This is a genomic window from Microbacterium sp. AC132, from assembly GCF_979258525.1.
The window spans coordinates 3,361,043-3,381,773 of sequence record NZ_OZ409862.1 but is presented as its reverse complement, the minus strand read 5'-3'; the positions used below and the strand labels follow the sequence as shown (position 1 = coordinate 3,381,773).

The 20,731-nt window shown below is 67.8% G+C and carries 18 protein-coding genes; 6 read left to right on the top strand and 12 right to left on the bottom strand.

All coding sequences use genetic code 11. From position 1 onward, the window contains the following. Positions 1-20: 20 nt before the first annotated feature. The 4 genes from ACZZZQ_RS16350 to dut form a co-directional block, all read right to left on the bottom strand. Positions 21-2,903 (bottom strand): aconitate hydratase, encoded by a 2,883-nt coding sequence (locus ACZZZQ_RS16350; RefSeq protein ID WP_171821918.1) that lies wholly within the window; start codon positions 2,901-2,903, stop codon positions 21-23. A gap of 108 nt (positions 2,904-3,011) precedes the next feature. Next, entirely contained in the window at positions 3,012-3,746 is a 735-nt protein-coding gene (locus ACZZZQ_RS16345; RefSeq protein WP_463507942.1) for a DUF3159 domain-containing protein, read from the bottom strand. Further along, on the bottom strand, positions 3,743-4,330 hold the full coding sequence (locus ACZZZQ_RS16340) for a DUF3710 domain-containing protein (RefSeq protein ID WP_056278806.1): 588 nt from the start codon (positions 4,328-4,330) through the stop codon (positions 3,743-3,745). The genes ACZZZQ_RS16345 and ACZZZQ_RS16340 overlap by 4 nt, the downstream gene beginning before the upstream one ends. Next, positions 4,323-4,796, bottom strand: a complete 474-nt coding sequence (dut, locus tag ACZZZQ_RS16335; protein WP_056278807.1) for a dUTP diphosphatase — start codon at positions 4,794-4,796, stop codon at positions 4,323-4,325. The genes ACZZZQ_RS16340 and dut overlap by 8 nt, the downstream gene beginning before the upstream one ends. A gap of 12 nt (positions 4,797-4,808) precedes the next feature. On the opposite strand from dut, the gene ACZZZQ_RS16330 reads away from it, so the two are divergent. Further along, on the top strand, positions 4,809-5,273 hold the full coding sequence (locus ACZZZQ_RS16330; RefSeq protein ID WP_056278808.1) for a DUF3093 domain-containing protein: 465 nt from the start codon (positions 4,809-4,811) through the stop codon (positions 5,271-5,273). A 114-nt stretch (positions 5,274-5,387) separates the two neighbouring features. Here ACZZZQ_RS16330 and ACZZZQ_RS16325 read toward each other — a convergent pair whose 3' ends face one another. Then, positions 5,388-5,681 carry a DUF4193 domain-containing protein gene (locus ACZZZQ_RS16325; RefSeq protein WP_042540214.1) on the bottom strand — a complete coding sequence of 98 codons (294 nt, stop codon included), beginning with the start codon at positions 5,679-5,681 and terminating at the stop codon, positions 5,388-5,390. 196 nt (positions 5,682-5,877) lie between these two features. Between ACZZZQ_RS16325 and sepH the strand changes: the two genes are divergently transcribed. Beyond that, on the top strand, positions 5,878-6,912 hold the full coding sequence (gene sepH / locus ACZZZQ_RS16320) for a septation protein SepH (protein WP_053096248.1): 1,035 nt from the start codon (positions 5,878-5,880) through the stop codon (positions 6,910-6,912). 26 nt (positions 6,913-6,938) lie between these two features. On the opposite strand, the gene ACZZZQ_RS16315 is transcribed toward sepH, so the two are convergent. Continuing rightward, positions 6,939-8,060 carry an alkaline phosphatase family protein gene (locus ACZZZQ_RS16315; RefSeq protein ID WP_463507941.1) on the bottom strand — a complete coding sequence of 374 codons (1,122 nt, stop codon included), beginning with the start codon at positions 8,058-8,060 and terminating at the stop codon, positions 6,939-6,941. 59 nt (positions 8,061-8,119) lie between these two features. Here ACZZZQ_RS16315 and ACZZZQ_RS16310 point away from each other — a divergent pair, with 59 nt between their 5' ends. Then, the gene (locus ACZZZQ_RS16310) at positions 8,120-10,561 is read left to right on the top strand and encodes a DNA gyrase/topoisomerase IV subunit A (RefSeq protein ID WP_463507940.1); all 2,442 of its coding nucleotides are present in this window, start codon (positions 8,120-8,122) and stop codon (positions 10,559-10,561) included. An 87-nt stretch (positions 10,562-10,648) separates the two neighbouring features. Here the strand turns inward: ACZZZQ_RS16310 and ACZZZQ_RS16305 are convergent, their stop codons facing one another. After that, positions 10,649-12,751, bottom strand: coding sequence for a DNA gyrase/topoisomerase IV subunit B (locus tag ACZZZQ_RS16305; RefSeq protein ID WP_463507939.1), 2,103 nt, complete (start codon positions 12,749-12,751; stop codon positions 10,649-10,651). 182 nt (positions 12,752-12,933) lie between these two features. Here ACZZZQ_RS16305 and ACZZZQ_RS16300 point away from each other — a divergent pair, with 182 nt between their 5' ends. After that, a complete protein-coding gene (locus ACZZZQ_RS16300) occupies positions 12,934-13,146 on the top strand; it encodes a DUF7455 domain-containing protein (RefSeq protein ID WP_042540282.1) in 213 nt (70 codons plus the stop codon). A gap of 54 nt (positions 13,147-13,200) precedes the next feature. On the opposite strand, the gene ACZZZQ_RS16295 is transcribed toward ACZZZQ_RS16300, so the two are convergent. Both ACZZZQ_RS16295 and ACZZZQ_RS16290 read right to left on the bottom strand, forming a co-directional pair. Continuing rightward, positions 13,201-14,241 (bottom strand): alanine racemase, encoded by a 1,041-nt coding sequence (locus ACZZZQ_RS16295; protein ID WP_463507938.1) that lies wholly within the window; start codon positions 14,239-14,241, stop codon positions 13,201-13,203. Continuing rightward, positions 14,238-14,945 carry an alanine racemase gene (locus tag ACZZZQ_RS16290; protein WP_230101208.1) on the bottom strand — a complete coding sequence of 236 codons (708 nt, stop codon included), beginning with the start codon at positions 14,943-14,945 and terminating at the stop codon, positions 14,238-14,240. The genes ACZZZQ_RS16295 and ACZZZQ_RS16290 overlap by 4 nt, the downstream gene beginning before the upstream one ends. A gap of 79 nt (positions 14,946-15,024) precedes the next feature. Here ACZZZQ_RS16290 and ACZZZQ_RS16285 point away from each other — a divergent pair, with 79 nt between their 5' ends. Continuing rightward, positions 15,025-16,041 carry a sugar-transfer associated ATP-grasp domain-containing protein gene (locus ACZZZQ_RS16285; protein WP_053096256.1) on the top strand — a complete coding sequence of 339 codons (1,017 nt, stop codon included), beginning with the start codon at positions 15,025-15,027 and terminating at the stop codon, positions 16,039-16,041. Positions 16,042-16,116: 75 nt separating this feature from the next. Here ACZZZQ_RS16285 and ACZZZQ_RS16280 read toward each other — a convergent pair whose 3' ends face one another. From ACZZZQ_RS16280 to ACZZZQ_RS16270, 3 genes are all read right to left on the bottom strand, one after another. Continuing rightward, a complete protein-coding gene (locus ACZZZQ_RS16280) occupies positions 16,117-16,809 on the bottom strand; it encodes a coenzyme F420-0:L-glutamate ligase (protein ID WP_053096259.1) in 693 nt (230 codons plus the stop codon). Beyond that, positions 16,809-18,041: an RNA polymerase sigma factor gene (locus ACZZZQ_RS16275; RefSeq protein WP_053096261.1), complete on the bottom strand. Its 1,233-nt coding sequence runs from the start codon at positions 18,039-18,041 to the stop codon at positions 16,809-16,811. The genes ACZZZQ_RS16280 and ACZZZQ_RS16275 overlap by 1 nt, the downstream gene beginning before the upstream one ends. 167 nt (positions 18,042-18,208) lie before the next feature. Beyond that, a complete protein-coding gene (locus ACZZZQ_RS16270; RefSeq protein ID WP_053096264.1) occupies positions 18,209-19,150 on the bottom strand; it encodes a proteasome assembly chaperone family protein in 942 nt (313 codons plus the stop codon). Between the two features lie 103 nt (positions 19,151-19,253). Here ACZZZQ_RS16270 and ACZZZQ_RS16265 point away from each other — a divergent pair, with 103 nt between their 5' ends. Beyond that, positions 19,254-20,729 (top strand): leucyl aminopeptidase, encoded by a 1,476-nt coding sequence (locus tag ACZZZQ_RS16265; RefSeq protein WP_463507937.1) that lies wholly within the window; start codon positions 19,254-19,256, stop codon positions 20,727-20,729. Positions 20,730-20,731: the final 2 nt, after the last annotated feature.

The following is a 20,731-nucleotide window of genomic DNA, read 5'->3' as shown; positions in this document are numbered from 1 at the left end:
AGCCCTTTCCGATCGTGCGATCAGACCAGCGAACGCAGCACGTACTGCAGGATGCCGCCGTTGCGGTAGTAATCCGCCTCACCGGGGGTGTCGATGCGGACGACCGCGTCGAACTCGACGACCTGCTTGCCCTCGGGCGAGTTCTCGCTCGGCGTGGCCGTGACGCGAACCGTCTTCGGGGTCACGCCGTTGTTGAGCTCCTCGAGACCGGAGATCGAGACGATCTCGGTGCCGTCGAGACCCAGGGACTCCCAGCTCTCACCGGCCGGGAACTGCAGCGGGACGACGCCCATTCCGATCAGGTTCGAGCGGTGGATGCGCTCGAAGCTCTCGGTGATGACCGCCTTGACGCCGAGGAGGCTCGTGCCCTTCGCCGCCCAGTCGCGCGACGATCCCGAACCGTACTCCTTGCCACCGAAGATGACGAGGGGCGTGCCCTGCTCCTGGTAGTTCATGCTCGCGTCGTAGATGTACGACTGCGGTCCACCGGGCTGGGTGAAGTCGCGGGTGTAGCCACCCTCGACGACCTGGCCGTCGTTGACAGCCGAGACCATCAGGTTCTTCAGGCGGATGTTCGCGAACGTGCCGCGGATCATGACCTCGTGGTTGCCGCGACGCGATCCGAAGGAGTTGAAGTCCTTGCGGTCGACCCCGTGCTCCATGAGGTACTGCGCCGCGGGGGTGCCGGGCTTGATGTTGCCGGCGGGCGAGATGTGGTCGGTCGTGACCGAGTCGCCCAGAGTCGCCATGACGCGGGCGCCCTCGATGTCGCGCACCGGGGTGAGCTCCATCGTCATGCCGTCGAAGTACGGAGCCTTGCGCACGTACGTCGAGTTCTCGTCCCACTGGAAGATGTCGTCGTCCGGGGTGGGCAGGCTGCGCCAGCGCTCGTCACCGTCGAAGACGGTCGCGTACTGCTTGATGAACTGCTCACGCGAGATCGAGGAATCGACGATCTCCTGCACCTCGTCGGGCGTCGGCCAGATGTCCTTGAGGAACACGTCGTTGCCGTCGGATCCCTTGCCGAGCGCATCGTTCTCGAAGTCGAAGTGCATCGACCCCGCGAGGGCGTAGGCGATGACGAGCGGCGGGCTCGCGAGGTAGTTCATCTTCACGTCGGGGCTGATGCGGCCCTCGAAGTTGCGGTTGCCCGAGAGCACGGCGGTCACGGCGAGGTCGTGATCGTTGATGGCCGCGGAGACCTCTTCGATCAGCGGACCCGAGTTTCCGATGCAGATGGTGCAGCCGTAGCCGACGGTGTAGAAGCCGAGGCCCTCGAGGTCCTTGTCGAGTCCGGACTTCTCGTAGTAGTCGGTGACGACCTTCGAGCCGGGGCCGAGGGTGGTCTTGACCCAGGGCTTCTGCTTCAGGCCCTTCTCGAGCGCCTTGCGGGCGACGAGACCTGCGGCGATCATCACCGAGGGGTTCGAGGTGTTGGTGCACGAGGTGATCGCCGCGAGGGTCACTGCACCGTTGTCGAGGATGTACTTCTCACCCGACGGAGTGGTGACCGGCACGGGCTTCGACGCGTTCGCCGGTGCGCCGCTGTTGATGTGCACGGGCCGAGTGGTGCGCGGCTCCTCTTCACCGGGCGCGTTGCCCGGGTCGGAGGCGGGGAACGAGTGCTTCGACTCGAGGTCGACGACGTCGTCCGAGGTCGACGGTGCGGCGTAGGCCAGGATGTCCTGCTCGAACTGCGACTTCGCCTCGGAGAGGAGGATGCGGTCCTGCGGGCGCTTCGGGCCGGCGATCGACGGCACCACAGTGCCGAGGTCGAGTTCGAGGTACTCGCTGAAGACGGGCTCCTGCGATGCGTCGTGCCAGAGCTTCTGGGTCTTCGCGTACGCCTCGACCAGCGCGACGGCCTCGTCGCTGCGGCCGGTCAGACGCAGGTAGTCGAGGGTCACGTCGTCGATCGGGAAGATCGCCGCCGTCGAACCGAACTCGGGCGACATGTTGCCGATCGTCGCGCGGTTGGCCAGCGGCACGGATGCCACGCCCTCACCGTAGAACTCGACGAACTTGCCGACGACTCCGTGCTTGCGCAGCAGGTCGGTGATCGTCAGCACGACGTCCGTGGCCGTGACGCCGGCCGGGATCTCGCCGGAGAGCTTGAAGCCGACGACGCGCGGGATGAGCATCGACACGGGCTGGCCGAGCATCGCGGCCTCGGCCTCGATGCCGCCGACGCCCCACCCGAGCACACCCAGGCCGTTGACCATCGTGGTGTGCGAGTCGGTGCCGACGCAGGTGTCGGGGTAGGCGCGCAGCACTCCGTCGACGTCACGGTCGTAGATGACCTTGGCCAGGTGCTCGATGTTCACCTGGTGCACGATGCCGGTTCCGGGGGGAACGACCTTGAAGTCGCTGAAGGCCGTCTGGCCCCAGCGCAGGAACTGGTACCGCTCGCCGTTGCGCTCGTACTCGATCTCGACGTTGCGCTCGAGGGCGTTCTCGGAACCGAAGAGGTCGGCGATCACCGAGTGGTCGATGACCATCTCGGCGGGCGAGAGCGGGTTGATCTTGTTCGCGTCGCCACCCAGCGCCGTGACGGCCTCGCGCATGGTGGCGAGGTCGACGATGCAGGGAACACCGGTGAAGTCCTGCATGACTACACGGGCCGGCGTGAACTGGATCTCGGTGCTCGGCTCAGCCGCGGCATCCCACGAACCCAGTGCTTCGATCTGCGCCTTGGTCACATTCGCGCCGTCCTCGGTGCGAAGCAGGTTCTCGAGGAGGACCTTCAGACTGAAAGGGAGCTTGTCGAAACCGGGCACCGTGTCGATGCGGAAGATCTCGTAGTCGGTGCTGCCGACCGTCAGGGTGCTCTTGGCACCGAAGCTGTTCACCGTGGACACGAATCCGTCTCCTTCTATTCGGATGGGAGCGACAGGCGCCTCCATCTTGCTCGCCAGCGAGCCCCTGCGGCTAGCAAGGCAGACCTAACCAGTCTGCTCCGCTCAGCCCTCAGGCGAAAGCCTGCAATTTATCTTGATGTCAAGATAAATCTATCACGGCTGAGCGGCCTTGTCGGCATCGGCGCCGCGCGGATAAAGCGCGCGCACGACGAGCCAGGTGACGGCGATCAGCGGCGCGAACAGCGGCAGGCCCATGATCAGCTTCAGCGTGCCGAGCGCGGTGACGTCTCCGGCGAGGTACAGCGGCAACTGCACTGCGAGACGTGCGAAGAACAGAGAGGCCCAGGCCACGCCGAGCCACAGGAAGGCACGACGCTTGCGACGGTCGCGCCGCCATGCGGTGCCCTCCCCCATCAGAAAACCGACCGCGAGACCGATCAGCGACCAGCCGATCAGCGCCGACACCAGCATGCCGGTGCCATAGAGGGCGTTGGTGATGAGACCGGGGACGAAGTTGTCTTCGCCGCGGCCCGTCCACAGCGCGAGCGCAGCCGCGGCTGCGGCGGCCACGAGACCGCCGATGGCCGCAGACGGGGGTGACTTCTGGATCAGCCGCACGACGGTGAACACCGCGGCGAGCCCGACCGACACGCCCAGAGGAACGATCAGCGGCTCGGGGCGGATGGTGAAGAGGATGACGAACGCGAGGCTCGGAAGGACGGACTCGAGGATGCCGCGCCATCCGCCGATCGCGGACCACACCACACGGTGCGTCGCGCCGCTCTCGTTCGGGTCGAGACCCGCTCGGCGAGCGGCGCCGCCGAGAGCCGCGCCGACGATGTCCGACGCGCTCTGCTCGCGCTCGGGCTCCGGGGCCGGGGTGGTCACGCGGAGCCGGGAGTCGCGGGCATCTTCAGCGGGATCAGGTCGCGCGGCGGCATCGGAGCGCCACCGCGCACGACGACGATCGACCGGAAGAGATCCTCGACCTTGGCGGCCGCTTCGAGATCGGATGCCGCGGCTCCGCCGATGACCCCACGAAGGAACCAGCGGGGCCCGTCGATGCCGATGAAGCGCGCGAGGCGCAGCTCGGATCCCTCGTTGGCCGCCGCGGGAACCTCGGCGAGGAGCTCCTTGCCGAGGGGACCGTCCCGCTCCTCGACCCGGCCGCCCTGGGTGCGCACCTGATCACGCAGCTGCACCCGGGTCTCGTCCCAGAGGCCGCCCGAGCGCGGTGCCGCGAAAGGCTGCACCTGCAGGGACGAATCGGCGTAGTCGAGCCCGACGGCCACGATGCGCTTGGACTGCTCTTCGACCTCGAGCCGAAGGTTGAGGCCCTCGCGCGGAAGGATCTTGATGCCGCCGAGATCGATGTAGGGCCGGACGGGGTTCGCCTCGGAGTCGTCGAACGGGCCCTGTGTCGCCCGGTCGTCCGGTGCGGACTTCGAAGGAGTCGCGTTGTTGTCAGTCATTGGTCTGTCCTGCCGAAGGGGAATGGGATCCTGCCTGGTAGCCCGTCGAGCCGAAGCCACCCTCGCCGCGGACGCTCTCTGGCAGCTCCTCGACCGGGATGAACACGGCTCGGGTCACGGGCATCACGATCAGTTGCGCGATGCGATCGCCGACGGCGACATCGTACGCGCTGTGAATGTCGGTGTTGATCAGGCTCACCTTGATCTCACCGCGATAGCCGGCATCCACCGTGCCGGGCGAGTTGACGATCGAGATCCCGTGCTTGGCCGCGAGTCCGCTGCGCGGCACCACGAAGGCGGCATATCCCTCGGGCAGGGCGATGCGCACTCCGGTGGCCACGAGCGCCCGCTCGCCGGGTGCCAGGTGGACGGCCTCGGCGGCGACGAGATCGGCGCCCGCATCACCGGGGTGGGCGTAGCCGGGCACCACAGAGGCGATAATGGGGACATCAACGGAATCAGTCACCCCACGAGGCTAATGCAGAACATCGCTCCTGACGCGCGGATCCACTACCGCGAGAGACTGTCCCCCAGCCTGTGGCTGCTGGTGACGGTCGCTCTGGCGGGCCCAATGGTGGCGCTCATCTTCGTGCCCGTCGGCTCGACCATCGCCCTGGTCGTCGGCGCAGCGGTCTCGGCTCTCCTCGTGATCGCCTTCCTCGCACTCGCCCCGCCCGTCTCGGTCGACGGCGATGTGCTGCGGGCCGGTCGAGCGCATATCGACGTCCGACACCTCGGCACACCACGGGCGCTGAACGGCGAAGAGGCGCGCCAGGCTCGAGGACCGGGGCTCCCGGCGCGCGGCTGGCATCTGATCCGGGGCGGAGTCGACGGAATCGTCGTCGTTCCGAACATCGACCCCGACGATCCCGTCGACACCTGGACCATCTCGTCGCGCACGCCCGATCGGCTGGCCGCCGCGATCGTCGCGGCCCAGCGCTGACCACGCCGCCCGCCTGAGCACGTTGCGGGATCGATCACGCCGCTCAAGGCCGGAAAGACGACGCGCCCCTGACCAAGCGGTCGGGGGCGCGTGAGATCTCGCTCTATGGTGCGCTCAGGCGGCGCACTCCTTGCAGATGGGGCCGGATGCGCCCTCGTGGTCGAGCTGAGAACGGTGCTTCACGAGGAAGCAGTTCATGCAGGTGAACTCGTCCTGCTGCGCGGGCAGCACGACGACATCGAGCTCGAGGTCGGAGAGATCCGCTCCCGGGAGGTCGAAGCTGGACGGGTTGTCCGCGTCTTCGTCTCCCGATGAGCCGGAGAGCTTGTCCGGCACACGCTCCTTGAGGGCTTCGATCGACTCGGAGTCGTCTTCACTCTTGCGGGGAGCGTCGTAGTCGGTTGCCATGTGGTAAATCTCCACTTTCATGCGAGTGGGTGGTGCGCCGTCGGGGTAATCGGCGGCCATAGTTTGCATGACCGCGGAGGAATAAGCAAATGCCCGCGGCTGCGACAGACCAAACTCACGGCACGCCCAGACTATTCCCGGTTCTGAGCGGCCCCGCGTGACACCATGAACGCACACCCATCAGAGGGGCATTCGCATGGAAAACGTCACCATCGTCGGCACAGAAGCAGGACTGCTCGTACTCGCGACCGAGTCGGGCGAGCGGTTCGCGCTGCCCATCGACGACGTCCTGCACCGAGAGATCCGTCGGGCGACGCGACAGAGCGAGCCGGCTGCTCAGCGTCTCGCGGCGAGCCCGCGCGACATCCAGGCTCAGATCCGCGCCGGTCTCACGGCGCCCGAGGTCGCGGCCCTCCTCGGCATCGGCGTCGACGACGTCATCCGCTTCGAAGGACCCGTTCTCGCCGAGCGCGAGCACGTCATCGGCCAGGCGCTCGCCGTACCCGTCCTGATCGGCAGCGATGTCGAGCCCGACGCTCAGCCGACTTTCGGCACCGCGATCCGAGCCAAGCTGTCAGAGGTCGAGGCCTCTGCCGAGCGCTGGGCGAGCTGGAAGGACGAGAGCGGCTGGATCATCAAGCTCGAGTTCACCGCCAACGAGGTCGAGCACGACGCTCGCTGGAGCTTCGACCCCCGCCGCAGCGCCCTCGCACCGCTCAACGCCGATGCGACCCAGCTGTCTCGCCAGGGCTCGCTGCCGGACGGACTCATCCCGCGACTGCGCGCCGTCGAGGCCGAGCGGCAGGCATCGCCCTACAAGGACGACAGCCGTTTCGACTCCGGTGCCTTCGGGCCACGTCTGCTCCCGGCGCCCGAAGCCGAGGTCGACGACAGCATCGCCCCAGAGCGCTCGATGGCAGCGGCGCAGGACGCCGCGATCAAGCGCGCGCCGGAGTCCGCGACGACGAGCCCCGAGACCGCCGACCTGCTCGAGGCGTTGCGACGCCGGCGGGGTCAGCGCGAGACCGCACCGATCCTCGACGAGCCGGACGACGAGAACACGGACCAGAGTCCGATCGCGCTGTTCGACGCCTTCGAGAGCGTTCCTGCGGAGAGTGACGAGCCGGAGCCCGCACCGGAGCCCGCGAACGAGGGCAACGGTCGCCGTCGACGCCGCAACGCGATGCCGTCGTGGGACGAGATCGTCTTCGGGGCCCGCACCGACGAGTAGACCGGCCCCGGCACGAGTGCGAGGACTCAGCGCGCGAAGGCTCCGAACCTGAGCAGCGGAACCTGACGCTCTTCCGGCGTCAGCCCCCCGTGCTGCCCGATCATTCCACGACCGCGCTGGTCTGCAGCCGTGCCGTCGTAGACGGCACCGTTGCCCCGGGCCACGACGAGGACATCGCCGATCCGCGATGAGGCCGCCTCGGTCACCTCCGGGCCGAACAACCCCGCCGCGATCGCCTGATCCCGGGTTCCGACATCAGCGACGCCGTCGAGGTCACGAACCCACCGCTCGGAGACCGCAGATGCGTCGGTATCCGGTTCGACATAGACGTGCAGCATCCGCGGTTCCCCACCGAGATGGCGAACTCCCTCGAGGTGCTCTGCCTCGAGAACGATCTGCCGGTGTGCCGGCACGTCGAGCATGCCGTGGTCCGACGTCACGAGCACACCGACACCCGGCGGCACACGTCGTGAGAGCGCGGCGTCGATCTCCTCGAGCGCGGCGATCCAGTGTGCGGAGTCGAGGCCGTATCTGTGCCCCGCCTTGTCGGCCTCGGGGAGGTAGCAGTAGACGAGCGAGCCCGGGTGGCGCTCCGCGAGGTCGTATGCGGCCTCCACCCGCTCGGCGGGTGTCTGGGCGGCGACGAAGTCGGCACCGCGCAGCGTCGCACGGGTGAACCCGCTCCCCGCGTACGCCGCGACGCCGACGGCGAAGGTCGGACGACCCTCTGACCTGGCGCGCTCGAAGACCGTCGGAGCCGCCTGCCACGTCGCCGGATCGAGACCATCCGACTCCCAGCCCGTGAGCTGGTTGACCAGCACGTCCCTGTCCGGATCGAGGACCCGGTAGCCGACCAGTCCATGCTGGCCGGGCCATGTGCCCGTGAGGATGCTGGTGAGAGCCGCCGCGGTGGTCGAGGGGAAGACCGAATGGGCGACATCCTTCTTCGCCATACCGGCGGTGAGCGCTCTGGCGTGGCCGGCATGGGCGCGCAGACTGATGGCGCCGAGGCCGTCGATGAGCACGAGGACGACGGACTCGGCCCGCGGCAGGGTCGCGGACTCACCGCGCAGAGCGGCGAACACGTCGTCCGCCACCCCGACGACGCTCCGGGCTGCCGGCGACTCGGACGGTAGAATGAGGGACATCCGAGCCAGTCTGACACAGGCTCCCGTACGCCCTCAGCCTCGCACCATTCAGGATGCCCATGCCGAAGACCCCGCCTGCCGAGCTCGCCCCTGAGCGTATCCAGGACATCGATCTCGAGACAGAGATGCAGGGTTCCTTCCTCGAGTACGCCTACTCGGTGATCTACTCGCGGGCTCTGCCCGACGCTCGCGACGGCCTGAAGCCCGTGCAGCGACGCATCCTGTATCAGATGGCCGAGATGGGCCTCCGTCCCGACCGCGGTCACGTCAAGAGCGCCCGCGTCGTGGGCGAGGTCATGGGAAAGCTGCACCCGCACGGCGACTCGGCGATCTACGACGCCCTCGTGCGCCTCGCCCAGGAGTGGGCGCTGCGCGTGCCGCTGGTCGACGGACACGGCAACTTCGGCTCGCTCGACGACGGTCCCGCGGCTGCGCGCTACACCGAGGCGCGTCTCGCCTCCCCCGCGATGGCGCTCACCGAGAACCTCGACGAGGACGTCGTCGATTTCATCCCGAACTACGACGGCCAGTTCCAGCAGCCGTCCGTGCTGCCCGCAGCTTTCCCGAACCTGCTCGTCAACGGAGCGAGCGGTATCGCCGTCGGCATGGCGACCAACATGGCACCGCACAACCTGATCGAGGTCGTCGCCGCCGCCACCCACCTGCTCGAGAATCCCGACGCGACGACCGAAGAGCTCATGGAGTTCGTCCCCGGACCGGACTTCCCCTCGGGCGGCATCCTGATGGGTCTCGACGGAGTCAAGGATGCATACGCGACCGGACGCGGCGCATTGAAGGTGCGCGGCAAGGTGTCGGTCGAGCCACTCGGCCCGCGGCGCACCGGCATCGTCGTATCCGAGCTGCCGTACATGGTCGGGCCGGAGCGACTGATCGAGAAGATCCGTGATGCCGTCCAGTCGAAGAAGCTGCAGGGCATCAGCGACGTGACCGACCTCACCGACCGCAACCACGGCCTGCGCGTCGCGATCGGCATCAAGACCGGGTTCGACCCCAACGCCGTCCTCGAGCAGCTCTACCGGCTCACGCCTCTCGAGGATTCCTTCAGCATCAACAATGTGGCTCTGGTCGACGGCCAGCCGCGCACCCTCGGGCTCAAGCAGATGCTGCGCGTCTATGTCGCGCACCGGCTCGAGGTCATCACGCGCCGCAGCCGCTATCGCCTCGCTCGCCGCGAAGAGCGTCTGCATCTCGTCGAGGGGCTCCTCATCGCGATCCTCGACATCGACGAGGTCATCCAGGTCATCCGCTCCTCCGACGACTCCGAGCAGGCGCGCGCACGACTGCGGTCCGTCTTCGACCTCAGCGAACTGCAGGCGGAGTACATCCTCGAGCTGCGCCTGCGGCGTCTGACGAAGTTCTCGCGCATCGAGCTCGAGACCGAGCGCGACGCGCTGCTCGCCGAGATCGCCAGACTCCGCGATCTCCTGTCGAGTGAGGCCCTGCTGCGCGCAGTGGTCGCACAGGAGTTGGATGCCGCAGCCGAGGCCTACGGCACTCCTCGCCGTACGCTCCTGATGAACGCCGCGCCCCCGAAGCCGCGCGCGACGAAGGGGGCCGTCGACCTGCAGATCGCCGATGCTCCCACCGTGCTCGTGCTGTCGACGACCGGACGCGCCGTGCGCGTGGACCTCGCCGAGGGGCAGGAGCTCACGCTGCCGGCCCGACGGAGCAAGCACGACGCGATCCTGACCACCGTCGACACGACGGTGCGCGCGGAGATCGGTGCACTGACGACGGAAGGGCGCGTGCTGCGCTTCTCCCCCGTCGATCTGCCGTCGGTACCGTCGTCTTCCGTGCAGCTCGCAGCAGGCGCGCCGCTGCGCGATTACCTCGGGATCACCACCCGCGGAGAGCGGATCCTCGCGTTCGTGCGCTTCGACAGCGACGTCCCGATCGCCCTGGGCACGGCCCAGGGGACAGTCAAGCGGATCGTTCCCTCCACGCTCCCCGTGCGTCCCGACCTCGAGGTCATCGGCATGAAGCCCGGCGACACGGTCGTGGGTGCTGTCGAGGCTCAGGATGACGCAGACCTCGTGTTCGTGACCACGGATGCCCAGCTGCTGCGCTTCTCGGCCTCAGCCGTGCGCCCGCAGGGAGCACCGGCCGGCGGCATGGCGGGCATGAAGCTGGGGGCCGGCGCGTCCGTGCTGTTCTTCGGCGCTGTCACTCCGGATGCCGATGCCGTCGTCGCCACGGTCTCCGGTTCCGACAGCAGCCTGCCCGGTACCGAACCGGGACGTGCCAAGGTGACCTCGTTCGCGGAGTATCCCTCGAAGGGCCGAGCGACCGGCGGAGTCCGTGCCCACGCCTTCCTGAAGGGCGAGGACCGCCTCATGGTCGCCTGGGTCGGGCCGAGCCCGGCGCAGGCCGTCGATCCGACGGGTGCGGTGCGCAAGCTCCCCGAACCCGGCGCACGACGCGACGCATCGGGTCAGCCGGTGGACGGCGTGATCGGGAGCATCGGCCGCACTCTGGTCTGAGCGCTGTTCCACGCCGCTTGCCGAACGCCCACCGCGACGCGCTGCTCGACGTCTACCGCGCGGCTCTGGCGCTGAGGCGCTGACCGATCAGGCGTCGATGGATTCCCGGGAGAGGCGATCGGACGAATCGATGATGAACTCACGTCGAGGCGCGACCTCGTTGCCCATCAGCAGCTCGAACACGCGACCCGCCGCCTCGGCATCCTCCATGCGCACCCGGCGCAGCAGGCGGCCGCCGCGTTCCATGGTGGTCGTGGCGAGCTGCTCCGCGTCCATCTCGCCGAGTCCCTTGTAACGCTGAATCGGCTCGTGCCACCGCTTGCCCGACTTCCGGAGCTTGGCGAGAAGGGCGTGCATCTCCTGCTCGCTGTAGGTGTAGATGGTCTCGTTGGGCTTGGAGCCCGGATTCATCACGATCACGCGGTGCAGCGGCGGCACCGCGGCGAACACGCGGCCATGCTCGATGAGCGGCCGCATGTAGCGATAGAACAGCGTGAGCAGGAGCGTGCGGATGTGCGCGCCGTCGACATCGGCGTCGCTCATCAGGATGACCTTGCCGTACCGCGCGGCGTCGATGTCGAAGCTGCGGCCGGAGCCCGCACCGATCACCTGGATGATCGATGCGCACTCGGCGTTCGACAGCATGTCGCCGACCGACGCCTTCTGGACGTTGAGGATCTTTCCGCGAATGGGCAGCAGCGCCTGGAACTCGCTGTTCCGTGCGTTCTTCGCTGTGCCGAGCGCGGAGTCTCCCTCGACGATGAACAGCTCGCTGCGCTCCACCTCGTTCGTGCGGCAGTCGACCAGCTTGGTCGGAAGGGTCGAGGACTCGAGCGCGTTCTTTCGGCGCTGGGTCTCCTTGTGGGCACGAGCGGAGACTCGTGCCTTCATCTCCGCGACCACCTTGTCGAGCAGCTGCGTCGACTGGCTCTTGTCGTCGCGCTTCGTCGAGCTGAATCGGGCGCCGAGATCCTTCCGGAGCACCTGGGCCACGATCTGACGCACGGCCGGGGTGCCGAGGATCTCCTTCGTCTGGCCCTCGAACTGCGGCTCGGGGACGTTCACCGTGAGCACCGCGGTGAGCCCGGCGAGGACGTCGTCCTTCTCGAGCTTGTCGTTGCTGCCGACCTTCAATCGACGTGCGTTCTGCTCGACCTGCGAGCGCAGCACCTTGAGCAGCTCCTGCTCGAAGCCCTGCTGGTGGGTGCCGCCCTTGGGGGTCGCGATGATGTTGACGAACGACCGCGTGGTCGTGTCGTAGCCGGTGCCCCACCGCATCGCGATGTCGACGGCGCAGACGCGCTCGACCTCTGTGGCGATCATGTGGCCGTCGGCCTGCAGCACCGGAACTGTCTCTTTGAACGTGCCTTCGCCCTGGATGCGCCAGGTGTCGGTGACGGGAGCGTCGTTCGCGAGGTACTCGACGAACTCCGAGATGCCGCCGTCGTACCGGTAGGACGTCTCGATCGGCTGGCCCTCGACCTCGGCGCCGTTGGCCGCGCGCTCGTCGCGGATCACGAGTTCCAGCCCTGGGACGAGGAACGCCGTCTGACGTGCGCGAGTCACCAGGTCGTTGAGCTGGAACGCGGCATCCTTCGTGAAGATCTGGTGATCCGCCCAATAGCGGATACGTGTTCCGCTCGTGCCGCGCGGCGCCTTGCCGACGACCCGCAGCTCGCTCTTGTCCTGGAACGGGGTGAACGGAGCGTTCGGCCGCTTCTCGCCCTTGTCGGCGAAGAGTCCGGGCTCGCCGCGATGGAACGACATGGCATAGGTCTTGCCACCTCGGTCTACCTCGACGTCGAGCCGCTCCGAGAGGGCGTTCACCACAGAGGCGCCCACACCGTGCAGACCACCGGATGCCGCGTAAGAGCCTCCACCGAACTTGCCGCCGGCATGCAGCTTCGTGAAGACGACCTCGACGCCGGTGAGACCGGTGCGCGGTTCGACGTCGACGGGGATGCCGCGACCGCGGTCGTGGACCTCGACACTGCCGTCCTCATGCAGGATGATGTCGATCTTCGAGCCGTTGCCCGCGACGGCCTCGTCGACGGCGTTGTCGATGATCTCCCAGAGGCAGTGCATCAGGCCCGGGGATCCGTTCGAGCCGATGTACATACCTGGGCGCTTGCGGACGGCCTCGAGCCCTTCGAGCACCTGGAGATGATGGGCGGAATACTCGGCGGTCACAATCTCCGAGTCTATTCGCGATGCCTCTCCACCAGCCGCAGACACTCCCCGGGAGCCCTCAGTACGGCACCCGCGCGTACGCGCTGAGCGAAACACGCCGCAAACCGGGCATGCACACAGCCCCAGCGTGGTTGTATTGAACACGCCCAGCCAGCGAACCCGACACTCAAGGAGGCCCCGAGATGAACGCAACGACCGAACGTGAGACCTCCGCCGTCGAGTTCCGCCTGACCGCCATGGATCGCTGTGATTCATGTGGCGCTCAGGCCTACATCGCCGCCGAGGTCAACGGATCCGAGCTCCTGTTCTGCGCCCACCACGGTCGCAAGTACGAAGAGAAGCTCCGCAGCATCGCAACGAGCTGGCACGACGAGACCGCACGACTGATCGACTGATCGATCGCGGTTCGATCCGCCTCGGAGCCCGTCATCAGACGGGCTCCGCCTTCGTTAAGGGGTGGTGACCCGGCGCACGCGGCTCGTGAGCCGGGTGAGGATCTCCTCGCCGACGGAGTCGACGCGCTCGGCGAGGGTCGTCGCACTCGCTTCTCCGTGCTCGCCCGCGCCGAACAGCCAGACCGAGTCGCCGATCTGCATCCCCGGCCACCCCTGGACCAGCGACGTCGTCTCGTCGATCCGCAGCAGCTCGCGAGATCCGCCCGGGGTGCCCACGTCTGCTCCTGCGAGAGTGGACGGGATGCCGTCGAACGACCCGACGCCGACCTGAGCGTTCCCGTCCGAGATCTTTCGGACCGTCGCCGTGAGCTCGGCCACCGGCGTGACACCCGGCAGGTCGGGTCCCTCCGCCGAGCGGACGCCGTAGCAGAACGCCCCGATCCGAGACAGCGAGCCGCGGAGCTCCGGCCGCCACCAGGACGCAGCGGATGCCGTCAGGTGCAGCGCCTCGGGCGTCGGTCCGGACTGCTCCACGACACGGACGGCATCGAGGAACAGGGCCTGAGCATCGTCGTCCTCGTCGTCGCTCGCCTCGGCGAGATGGCTCCAGATCCCGGCGAGCTCGAGGTGTCCCGCCGCTTCACCCGCGCGCACATCGGCGACGGTGCGCTCCCACTCGGCCGGGAGCAGACCGTTGCGATGCAGCCCCGTGTCGATCTTGAGGTGGATACGTGCCCGCGCGCCGGCATGCGCAGCCCTGGCGGTGATGCGCGTCAGGTACTCCGCCGATCCGACGCCGAGGTCGATGTCGGCGCGCAGCGCGTCGTCGATCTCCTCGTCCGTCGAGGTGACCCACGCGAAGATCCGACCGGTGTCGCCGAGCACGCGTCGTGCTTCGACCCCGCTTCGGACGTCGTATGACCCGTACCACTCGACGCCCGTGTCCTTCGCCGCCTCGACGGCCCACCGGAGTCCGTGACCGTACGCGTCGTCCTTGAGGACGACCATGAGCTCCGACGGGGCGATGCGATCGCGGACCGCGCGGATGTTCGCTCGGAACAGGTCGGTGTCGATCCGCAGCTCCGGCCGACTCATGCCTCCCACCCCCGCTCCGCGTGTGCACCCGCGACGGTGACGAGCTCGGCGATCGTGAGTCCGGTGACGGCGCTCCATCGGGCGAGCCCGGGAGCGGCCGGCCCGCGACCTCCGAAGTAGGTGGCCTCGGCGCCCACGGTGACGGCGGCGGATCCCTGCAGATCGATCACGCACACATCCATCGCGACACGCCCGATGATCGGGCGCTGCACACCGTCGATCTCCACGTGGGCGGCATTGCCCAGCGCGCGCACGATCCCCTGGGCGTAGCCGCCGGTGATGAGTGCGGCCGTCGTGTCATGGGCCACTCGATGGGTGTAGCCGTAGGAGACCGCGTCTCCGGCCCTGAGCGGCTTCGTGGAAAGCACTCTGCCGACGAGCCGCATGACCGGCCTCGCGCTCAGTGCTCCCTCCGCATCGGGGAGCCCGTAGAGCAGGAAGGGGTCGATATCCGGCGCGCCGGTCGTCACGGCGTCGATGCCTTCGAGAGCCAGGGCCTCGACCTCCTCGGCATGGTCGACCAGCACGGCCTCCGCACCGGCGGCGACCACCGCGTGTGCGACGGAGAGCACCCCATGCCCCCAGGCATCGCGGCGGAGGTCGGCGACGCGTCCCCCTGCATCGACGGCGGCAGCGGATGCGACCGCGAGCGCCGACCGCGAGATCATCGCGCGCGGGCGGGAGCTGGATGTCTTCTCACACACGTTTCCAGCCTAGCTCCGCCTTCTCAGGATGCTCCACGCACCCACCGTAGACTGGAGGGGACCCCGAACTTGGAGATCCATGTCACGCTTTTCCCTCGCGCCCCGCGTCCGCTATCTGCTGGCGCGTGCTCGCCGCATCGACGTCGCCTCGGTCATCGAGAGGGCCAAAGAGGCGTCTTCTCAGCACGGCAAGGCCGTTCCCCTCGTGGTCGTCGACATGCTGTGGTCAGCGGGCCGCCACAACGTCGGGTTCCAGGACTACATCGACTACGACTTCGCGATCCTCACCAAGGCGGAGCGCGACACGTTCATGACCCACCCCGTGTCGAACGAGATCTCGCAGAAGTACGACCACCCCGACTATCGGCACCTGTTCCATGACAAGGCAGAGTTCAACGCCGTCTTCGATGCCTTCCTCAAGAGGGAGTGGATGCTCATCACGCAGGGCAACGCGGACGAGCTGCGTTCATTCACCGAGCGCCAGGGCACGATCGTCGTGAAGGAGACGCACGGCCAGGCGGGCACGGGTGTCCACCGCTACCACGCCGCCGACGTGACCGACTGGGATGCGTTCCACGCCGAGCTGCTCTCGAAGAAGCAGGTCCTCGTCGAAGAGGTCATCCGCCAGCACGCCGACCTCGCGGCCGTGTGCCCCGGCACCGTGAACACCACCCGCATCACCGCATTCTTCGATGGCGAGAAGACGCACATCCTCGCGATGGCCCAGAAGTTCGGACGCGGAGCGGTGAGCGACCAGATGAGCTTCGGCGGCTTCTACACGATGCTCGACGAGAACGGTCACTCTGTGGGATCCGGATACGACTCTCACGGCCACGTGCACGTCACGCACCCGGACTCCGGCTTCCCGATCGCCGACTTCCAGCTGCCGATGATGGACGAGGTCCGCGAGTTCGTCGATCAGGTCGCGCGCGTCGTACCGCAGATCCAGTACGTCGGCTGGGATGTCGTGGTCACGCCTGACGGTCCGGTGCTCGTCGAGGGCAACTGGGGCGCCGGCGTGTACGAGAACAAGCCGAGCGTCACCGGGATCCGCACAGGGCACAAGCCGCGCTACCAGGCCGCGATCGGGTTCTGACCGCGGCAGGCATGAAGAAGGGCCCGGATGCTGAGCATCCGGGCCCTTCTTGCTGAGGCGTCGATCACGCGGAGGTCAGACCTCGCGGACGATCCCCATCGGGGTCGACTGCGTCGCCTGGCCGAGAGGATTGTCGCCCAGGATCTGGACGAGCCGACGCTCCCCCGCCTTGTCGAGCGTCGAGCCGAGGATGTTGCCGCCGATGTCGTTGATGTCGACGACGGCGACCTCGAGGTCGCCGCCGAGCATCTTCTTCAGACGGAGGGCCACCTCACGCGGGTTCTTCGGTCCGAGGACGACCGCCTGGTTGTACGGCGGGATCGTGTTCTTCGTCGGGCCGTCGATGGCGCGTGCCTTGTCACCTGCGATGCGGTAGAAGTCACCGCGACGCCCGAAGGCCTTGGTGATCACCGAGACGCCGGCTGCGAAGAGGATCCGCAGGGTGCCGCATTCGCGCAAGGCCATCTCCATCGTCTCGGGCATGCCGAGACCGATGCCGTAGGAGGTGCGGACGACGTATCGCGACAGGAAGCGCGCAAGCGGACGGGGCGTGATCTCGTCGAGCCGGTACGACCGGCCCTGCGTGATCGCCACGATCTTCTCGGTCACGAACAGCAGGTCACCGGGCTGAACAGCTTCCTTCGCGTACTCCAGGACGACGGAGTCGAGGTCGTCGTTCGGCATGACGACGCGCGTCCGCAGCGGGATGCGCGCGTAGTTCTTGCCGTCGACGCTCGCCTCGAGCGCCTTGCCTTCGTTCGCCTGCATCACTCGAGGTAGTCCCGCAGCGACTGCGAGCGGCTCGGGTGGCGGAGCTTCGCCATCGTCTTCGACTCGATCTGACGGATGCGCTCACGCGTCACGCCGAACGTGTCACCGATCTGGTCGAGGGTCTTGGGCTGTCCGTCGCCGAGTCCGAAGCGCATCCGGATGACACCGGCCTCACGCTCGGAGAGCGAGTCGAGCAGCTGCTCCAGCTGACGCTGCAGCATCGTGAAGCCCACGGCATCCGCGGGGACCACTGCCTCGGTGTCCTCGATGAGGTCACCGAACTCGCTGTCGCCGTCCTCACCGAGAGGCGTGTGCAGGGAGATCGGCTCGCGGCCGTACTTCTGCACCTCGACGACCTTCTCGGGCGTCATGTCCAGCTCGCGGCTGAGCTCTTCGGGCGTGGGCTCACGGCCCAGGTCCTGCAGCATCTGGCGCTGCACTCGGGCGAGCTTGTTGATGACCTCGACCATGTGCACGGGGATGCGGATGGTGCGGGCCTGGTCTGCCATCGCGCGGGTGATCGCCTGACGGATCCACCAGGTGGCGTACGTCGAGAACTTGAAGCCCTTGGTGTAGTCGAATTTCTCGACGGCGCGGATCAGACCGAGGTTGCCCTCCTGGATCAGGTCCAGGAACTGCATGCCGCGGCCGGTGTAGCGCTTGGCGAGCGAGACGACGAGGCGGAGGTTCGCACCGAGCAGGTGGCTCTTCGCGCGCTGACCGTCGCGGGCGACCCACTGCAGGTCGAGCCCGAGCTGGCTGGCCTTCTCGGCGGCCGTCATCGTGGAGAGCTTCTCCTCGGCGAACAGGCCGGCCTCGATGCGCATCGCGAGCTCGACCTCTTCGGCCGCGTTCAGCAGGGCGACCTTTCCGATCTGCTTCAGGTAGTCCTTGACAGGGTCGGCGGTCGCACCGGTGATCTGGGTGGAGTAGACGGGCACGTCTTCGTCGTCGTTCGACGAGATGACGATCGCTCCCGTGGGCAGAGGCTCGGTGAACTTCGGCTTGGAGTCCTCGTCGTCCTCATCGGGCTCTGCGGCGGGAGGAGTCTCGTCGTCTTCGACGATGTCATCGGCCTTCTTCTTCTTCGCGGGCGCGCGCTTGGCAGCGGCACGCTGCGCGGCGGTCTTGGGCGCCGGCTTCTCAGCGGCCTCCTCGACCGGAGCATCGACCTCGGGAGCGTCGGCGGTCTTCTTCGTCCGGGTCTTCTTCGTCGTGGCAGGAGTCACGTTTCGCCTTTCACGGGGCCGCTCGCAGGCCCCGGAGCATTTCGGACACTAGTAAGACCCTTGTCAAGTCCAATCTCCGGAAAGATCGATTGACAACGGGTCAGAGTCCTAGTATCGCACACGTGTGGGCATGCAGGTGCAATCCGCCCAAGTTCGCTCGCTCGATGTCAGCCGCGACCCGGCTTGTCCTCGTCGCCGCTGGGGCGCGAGGCGAGGTAGCGCTCGAGTTCTGCGGCGAGCTCGTCCGCGCTCGGCAGGTCGCGCTCGTTGAATCCGCCCTCGTCGTACGACCCGTCCTCAGGATCACGACCGGCCATATACGCGTCGTAGCGGCGCTCGAGCCCCTGCACCATCTGCTGCAGCTCATCGTTGCCCAGCACCTGGTCGTCGACGCGCGTGAGGTAGTCCTGGCGGCGCTCCTGCACCTCGTCGAGCAGGATGACCAGGCCCGTGGCGGCCATCAGCTTCTCGGCTGCCGCGATCACGGCGTCGGGGTTCTCGGTCTCGGCGAGGTAGTGCGGCACGAGCAGCACGAACCCGACGACGCGCTCGCCGTGCTCCGCGAAGCGGAATTCGAGGAGATGCCCCGCAGTGGCCGGCACCTGGGTGCGCGGGCGCCATACCGAGTGAGCCACGGTGAGCTCACGGCGGTTGCCGCTCACCGTCGTGCCGATGGGGCGGGTGTGCGGGACCGGCATCGCGATCGAGTGCACCCAGTTGAGCCCGGAGACCTCGAATTCGTCGGCGAGCTCGAGCACGGTGCGCGCGAACTCGTTCCAGGCGAAGTCCGGCTCGTAACCGGCGAGGAGGAGGAACTTCTGGCCGAGGGCGTCGGTCGCCAGCGAGAGCTCCAGCCGGGCAGGACGGAACTCGGTCAGGTGATCCTGGTCGAAGGAGATCACCGGGCGGCGGGCGCGGTAGTCCAGCAGCACGTCGTTGTCGAAGACGGCGATCGGCTCGGGCGACGTCGTCTCGCGAAGGTGCTCGATGAGCCCGGAGACGGCGCTGCCTGCGTCGGTGAAACCCGTCAGGAGCAGGACAAGGGGCAGTCCGCGCGGCACGACCGGTGCGTTCGCTACACGTTCATGGATCTCTCCGGAGAAGGGCATGAGTCAATGCTACGAGCAGCTTCGGACGGCCGGGCGGTGACCTTCAAGCTGAGAGCGAACACCCGCTCGGCGCCCGGGCGCGCGACCCTCCTAGGATGGAGGTATGACGCTTCCCGCGCTCTCGCGCACCTCAGATCAGTTCCCAGGAAGCGCTGCAGACGCCGCAGTGCTCGTCATCCCCGAGATCTCGGACTCCGCAGAGTCGCTGACCGGCTACCCCGGACTCGCCGACTCCCTGCAGGCCGTCGGCCACACCGGCTCGGCCTCGTCGTTCACGCGGGCCTACGCCCCCGAGGTCACGACCCTGCCGTTCGCCGTCGTCGGCGTGGGCCGTGAGCCCGATGCCTCCGCCGTGCGCAACGCCGTAGGCACGGCCCTCCGGTCTCTGACCGGCTTCGAGACGGTCTCGGTGGCCCTGGCTCCCGGTCTCGAGCAGTTCGCGGCCGCTGCCGCAGAGGGCGCCGTGCTCGGCGGCTACCGGTTCGACGGCTACCGCAAGGAGTCGGGCAAGACCCGCGCGTCTTCCGTCCTGCTGCATGCCGACCTCGACGAATCCGCACTCTCCAGGTCCATCGCCGTCGGCGAGGCGATGGCCCTCATCAAGGATCTCGTGTTCGTCCCGGCCGAGTGGCAGAGCCCGGCCCAGCTCGCGCAGAGCGCAGCCGACAGCGTCGACGGTCTGGCGGATGTCTCGGTGGAGATCCTCGACGAGAAGTCGCTCGCCGAACAGGGCTTCGGCGGTATCCTCGGCGTCGCGCAGGGCTCCGACAGGCCGCCGCGCCTCGTCCGTCTCGACTACGCACCCGCGAACGCCACGCGTCACATCGCACTCGTCGGCAAGGGGATCACGTTCGACACCGGCGGGCTGTCGCTCAAGCCGGCGGCCTCGATGGTCGGCATGAAGTTCGACATGGCCGGTGCCGCGACGAGCGTCGCAGCACTGCGGGCGATCGCCGCTCTCGCCCTGCCCGTGCACGTCACCGCTTGGCTCTGCATCACCGACAACATGCCGTCAGGTCGTGCATTGCGTCCGGGAGACGTCATCCGCATCCTCGACGGCACGACCGTCGAGGTTCCGAACACGGATGCAGAGGGGCGCCTGGTCATGGCCGACGGCCTCGTCGCGGCCAGCCGCGAGAACCCCGACGTCATCATCGACGTCGCGACTCTCACCGGAGCGATCGTGATGGCTCTCGGGCACCGCCACACCGGCGTGTTCGGTGACGACGACGCGGTCGCGGAGTTCCTCGCCGCCGCCGACGCCGCCGATGAGCTCGCGTGGCACATGCCGCTCCCGTCCTACATGGAGGACTCGCTGGACTCCCCCATCGCCGACATGCAGAACGCCAACATGAGCGATCGGATGGGCGGGGCGTCGTACGCCGGCCTCTTCCTGCGCCGCTTCGTCGGCCGGGTCTCCGACGAGAAGGACGCCCCGCGCATCCCGTGGGTGCACCTCGACATCGCCGGCTCCGGCGAGCACAACGGCGCACCGTACGGCTTCACCGACAAGGGCCCCACCGGAGCGATGGTCCGGTCGATCATCGCGTTCGCCGAAGCATCCCACAAGGAGGCATGACC

Bases quoted from the DNA above. Each gene is read 5' to 3' on its own strand.
- ACZZZQ_RS16350 (WP_171821918.1), bottom strand. From the start codon at position 2,903: ATGGAGGCGCCTGTCGCTCCCATCCGAATAGAAGGAGACGGATTCGTG.
- ACZZZQ_RS16340 (WP_056278806.1), bottom strand. From the start codon at position 4,330: ATGACTGACAACAACGCGACTCCTTCGAAGTCCGCACCGGACGACCGG.
- ACZZZQ_RS16330 (WP_056278808.1), top strand. From the start codon at position 4,809: ATGCAGAACATCGCTCCTGACGCGCGGATCCACTACCGCGAGAGACTG.
- ACZZZQ_RS16325 (WP_042540214.1), bottom strand. From the start codon at position 5,681: ATGGCAACCGACTACGACGCTCCCCGCAAGAGTGAAGACGACTCCGAG.
- sepH (WP_053096248.1), top strand. From the start codon at position 5,878: ATGGAAAACGTCACCATCGTCGGCACAGAAGCAGGACTGCTCGTACTC.
- ACZZZQ_RS16315 (WP_463507941.1), bottom strand. From the start codon at position 8,060: ATGTCCCTCATTCTACCGTCCGAGTCGCCGGCAGCCCGGAGCGTCGTC.
- ACZZZQ_RS16310 (WP_463507940.1), top strand. From the start codon at position 8,120: ATGCCGAAGACCCCGCCTGCCGAGCTCGCCCCTGAGCGTATCCAGGAC.
- ACZZZQ_RS16300 (WP_042540282.1), top strand. From the start codon at position 12,934: ATGAACGCAACGACCGAACGTGAGACCTCCGCCGTCGAGTTCCGCCTG.
- ACZZZQ_RS16295 (WP_463507938.1), bottom strand. From the start codon at position 14,241: ATGAGTCGGCCGGAGCTGCGGATCGACACCGACCTGTTCCGAGCGAAC.
- ACZZZQ_RS16285 (WP_053096256.1), top strand. From the start codon at position 15,025: ATGTCACGCTTTTCCCTCGCGCCCCGCGTCCGCTATCTGCTGGCGCGT.
- ACZZZQ_RS16280 (WP_053096259.1), bottom strand. From the start codon at position 16,809: ATGCAGGCGAACGAAGGCAAGGCGCTCGAGGCGAGCGTCGACGGCAAG.
- ACZZZQ_RS16270 (WP_053096264.1), bottom strand. From the start codon at position 19,150: ATGCCCTTCTCCGGAGAGATCCATGAACGTGTAGCGAACGCACCGGTC.
- ACZZZQ_RS16265 (WP_463507937.1), top strand. From the start codon at position 19,254: ATGACGCTTCCCGCGCTCTCGCGCACCTCAGATCAGTTCCCAGGAAGC.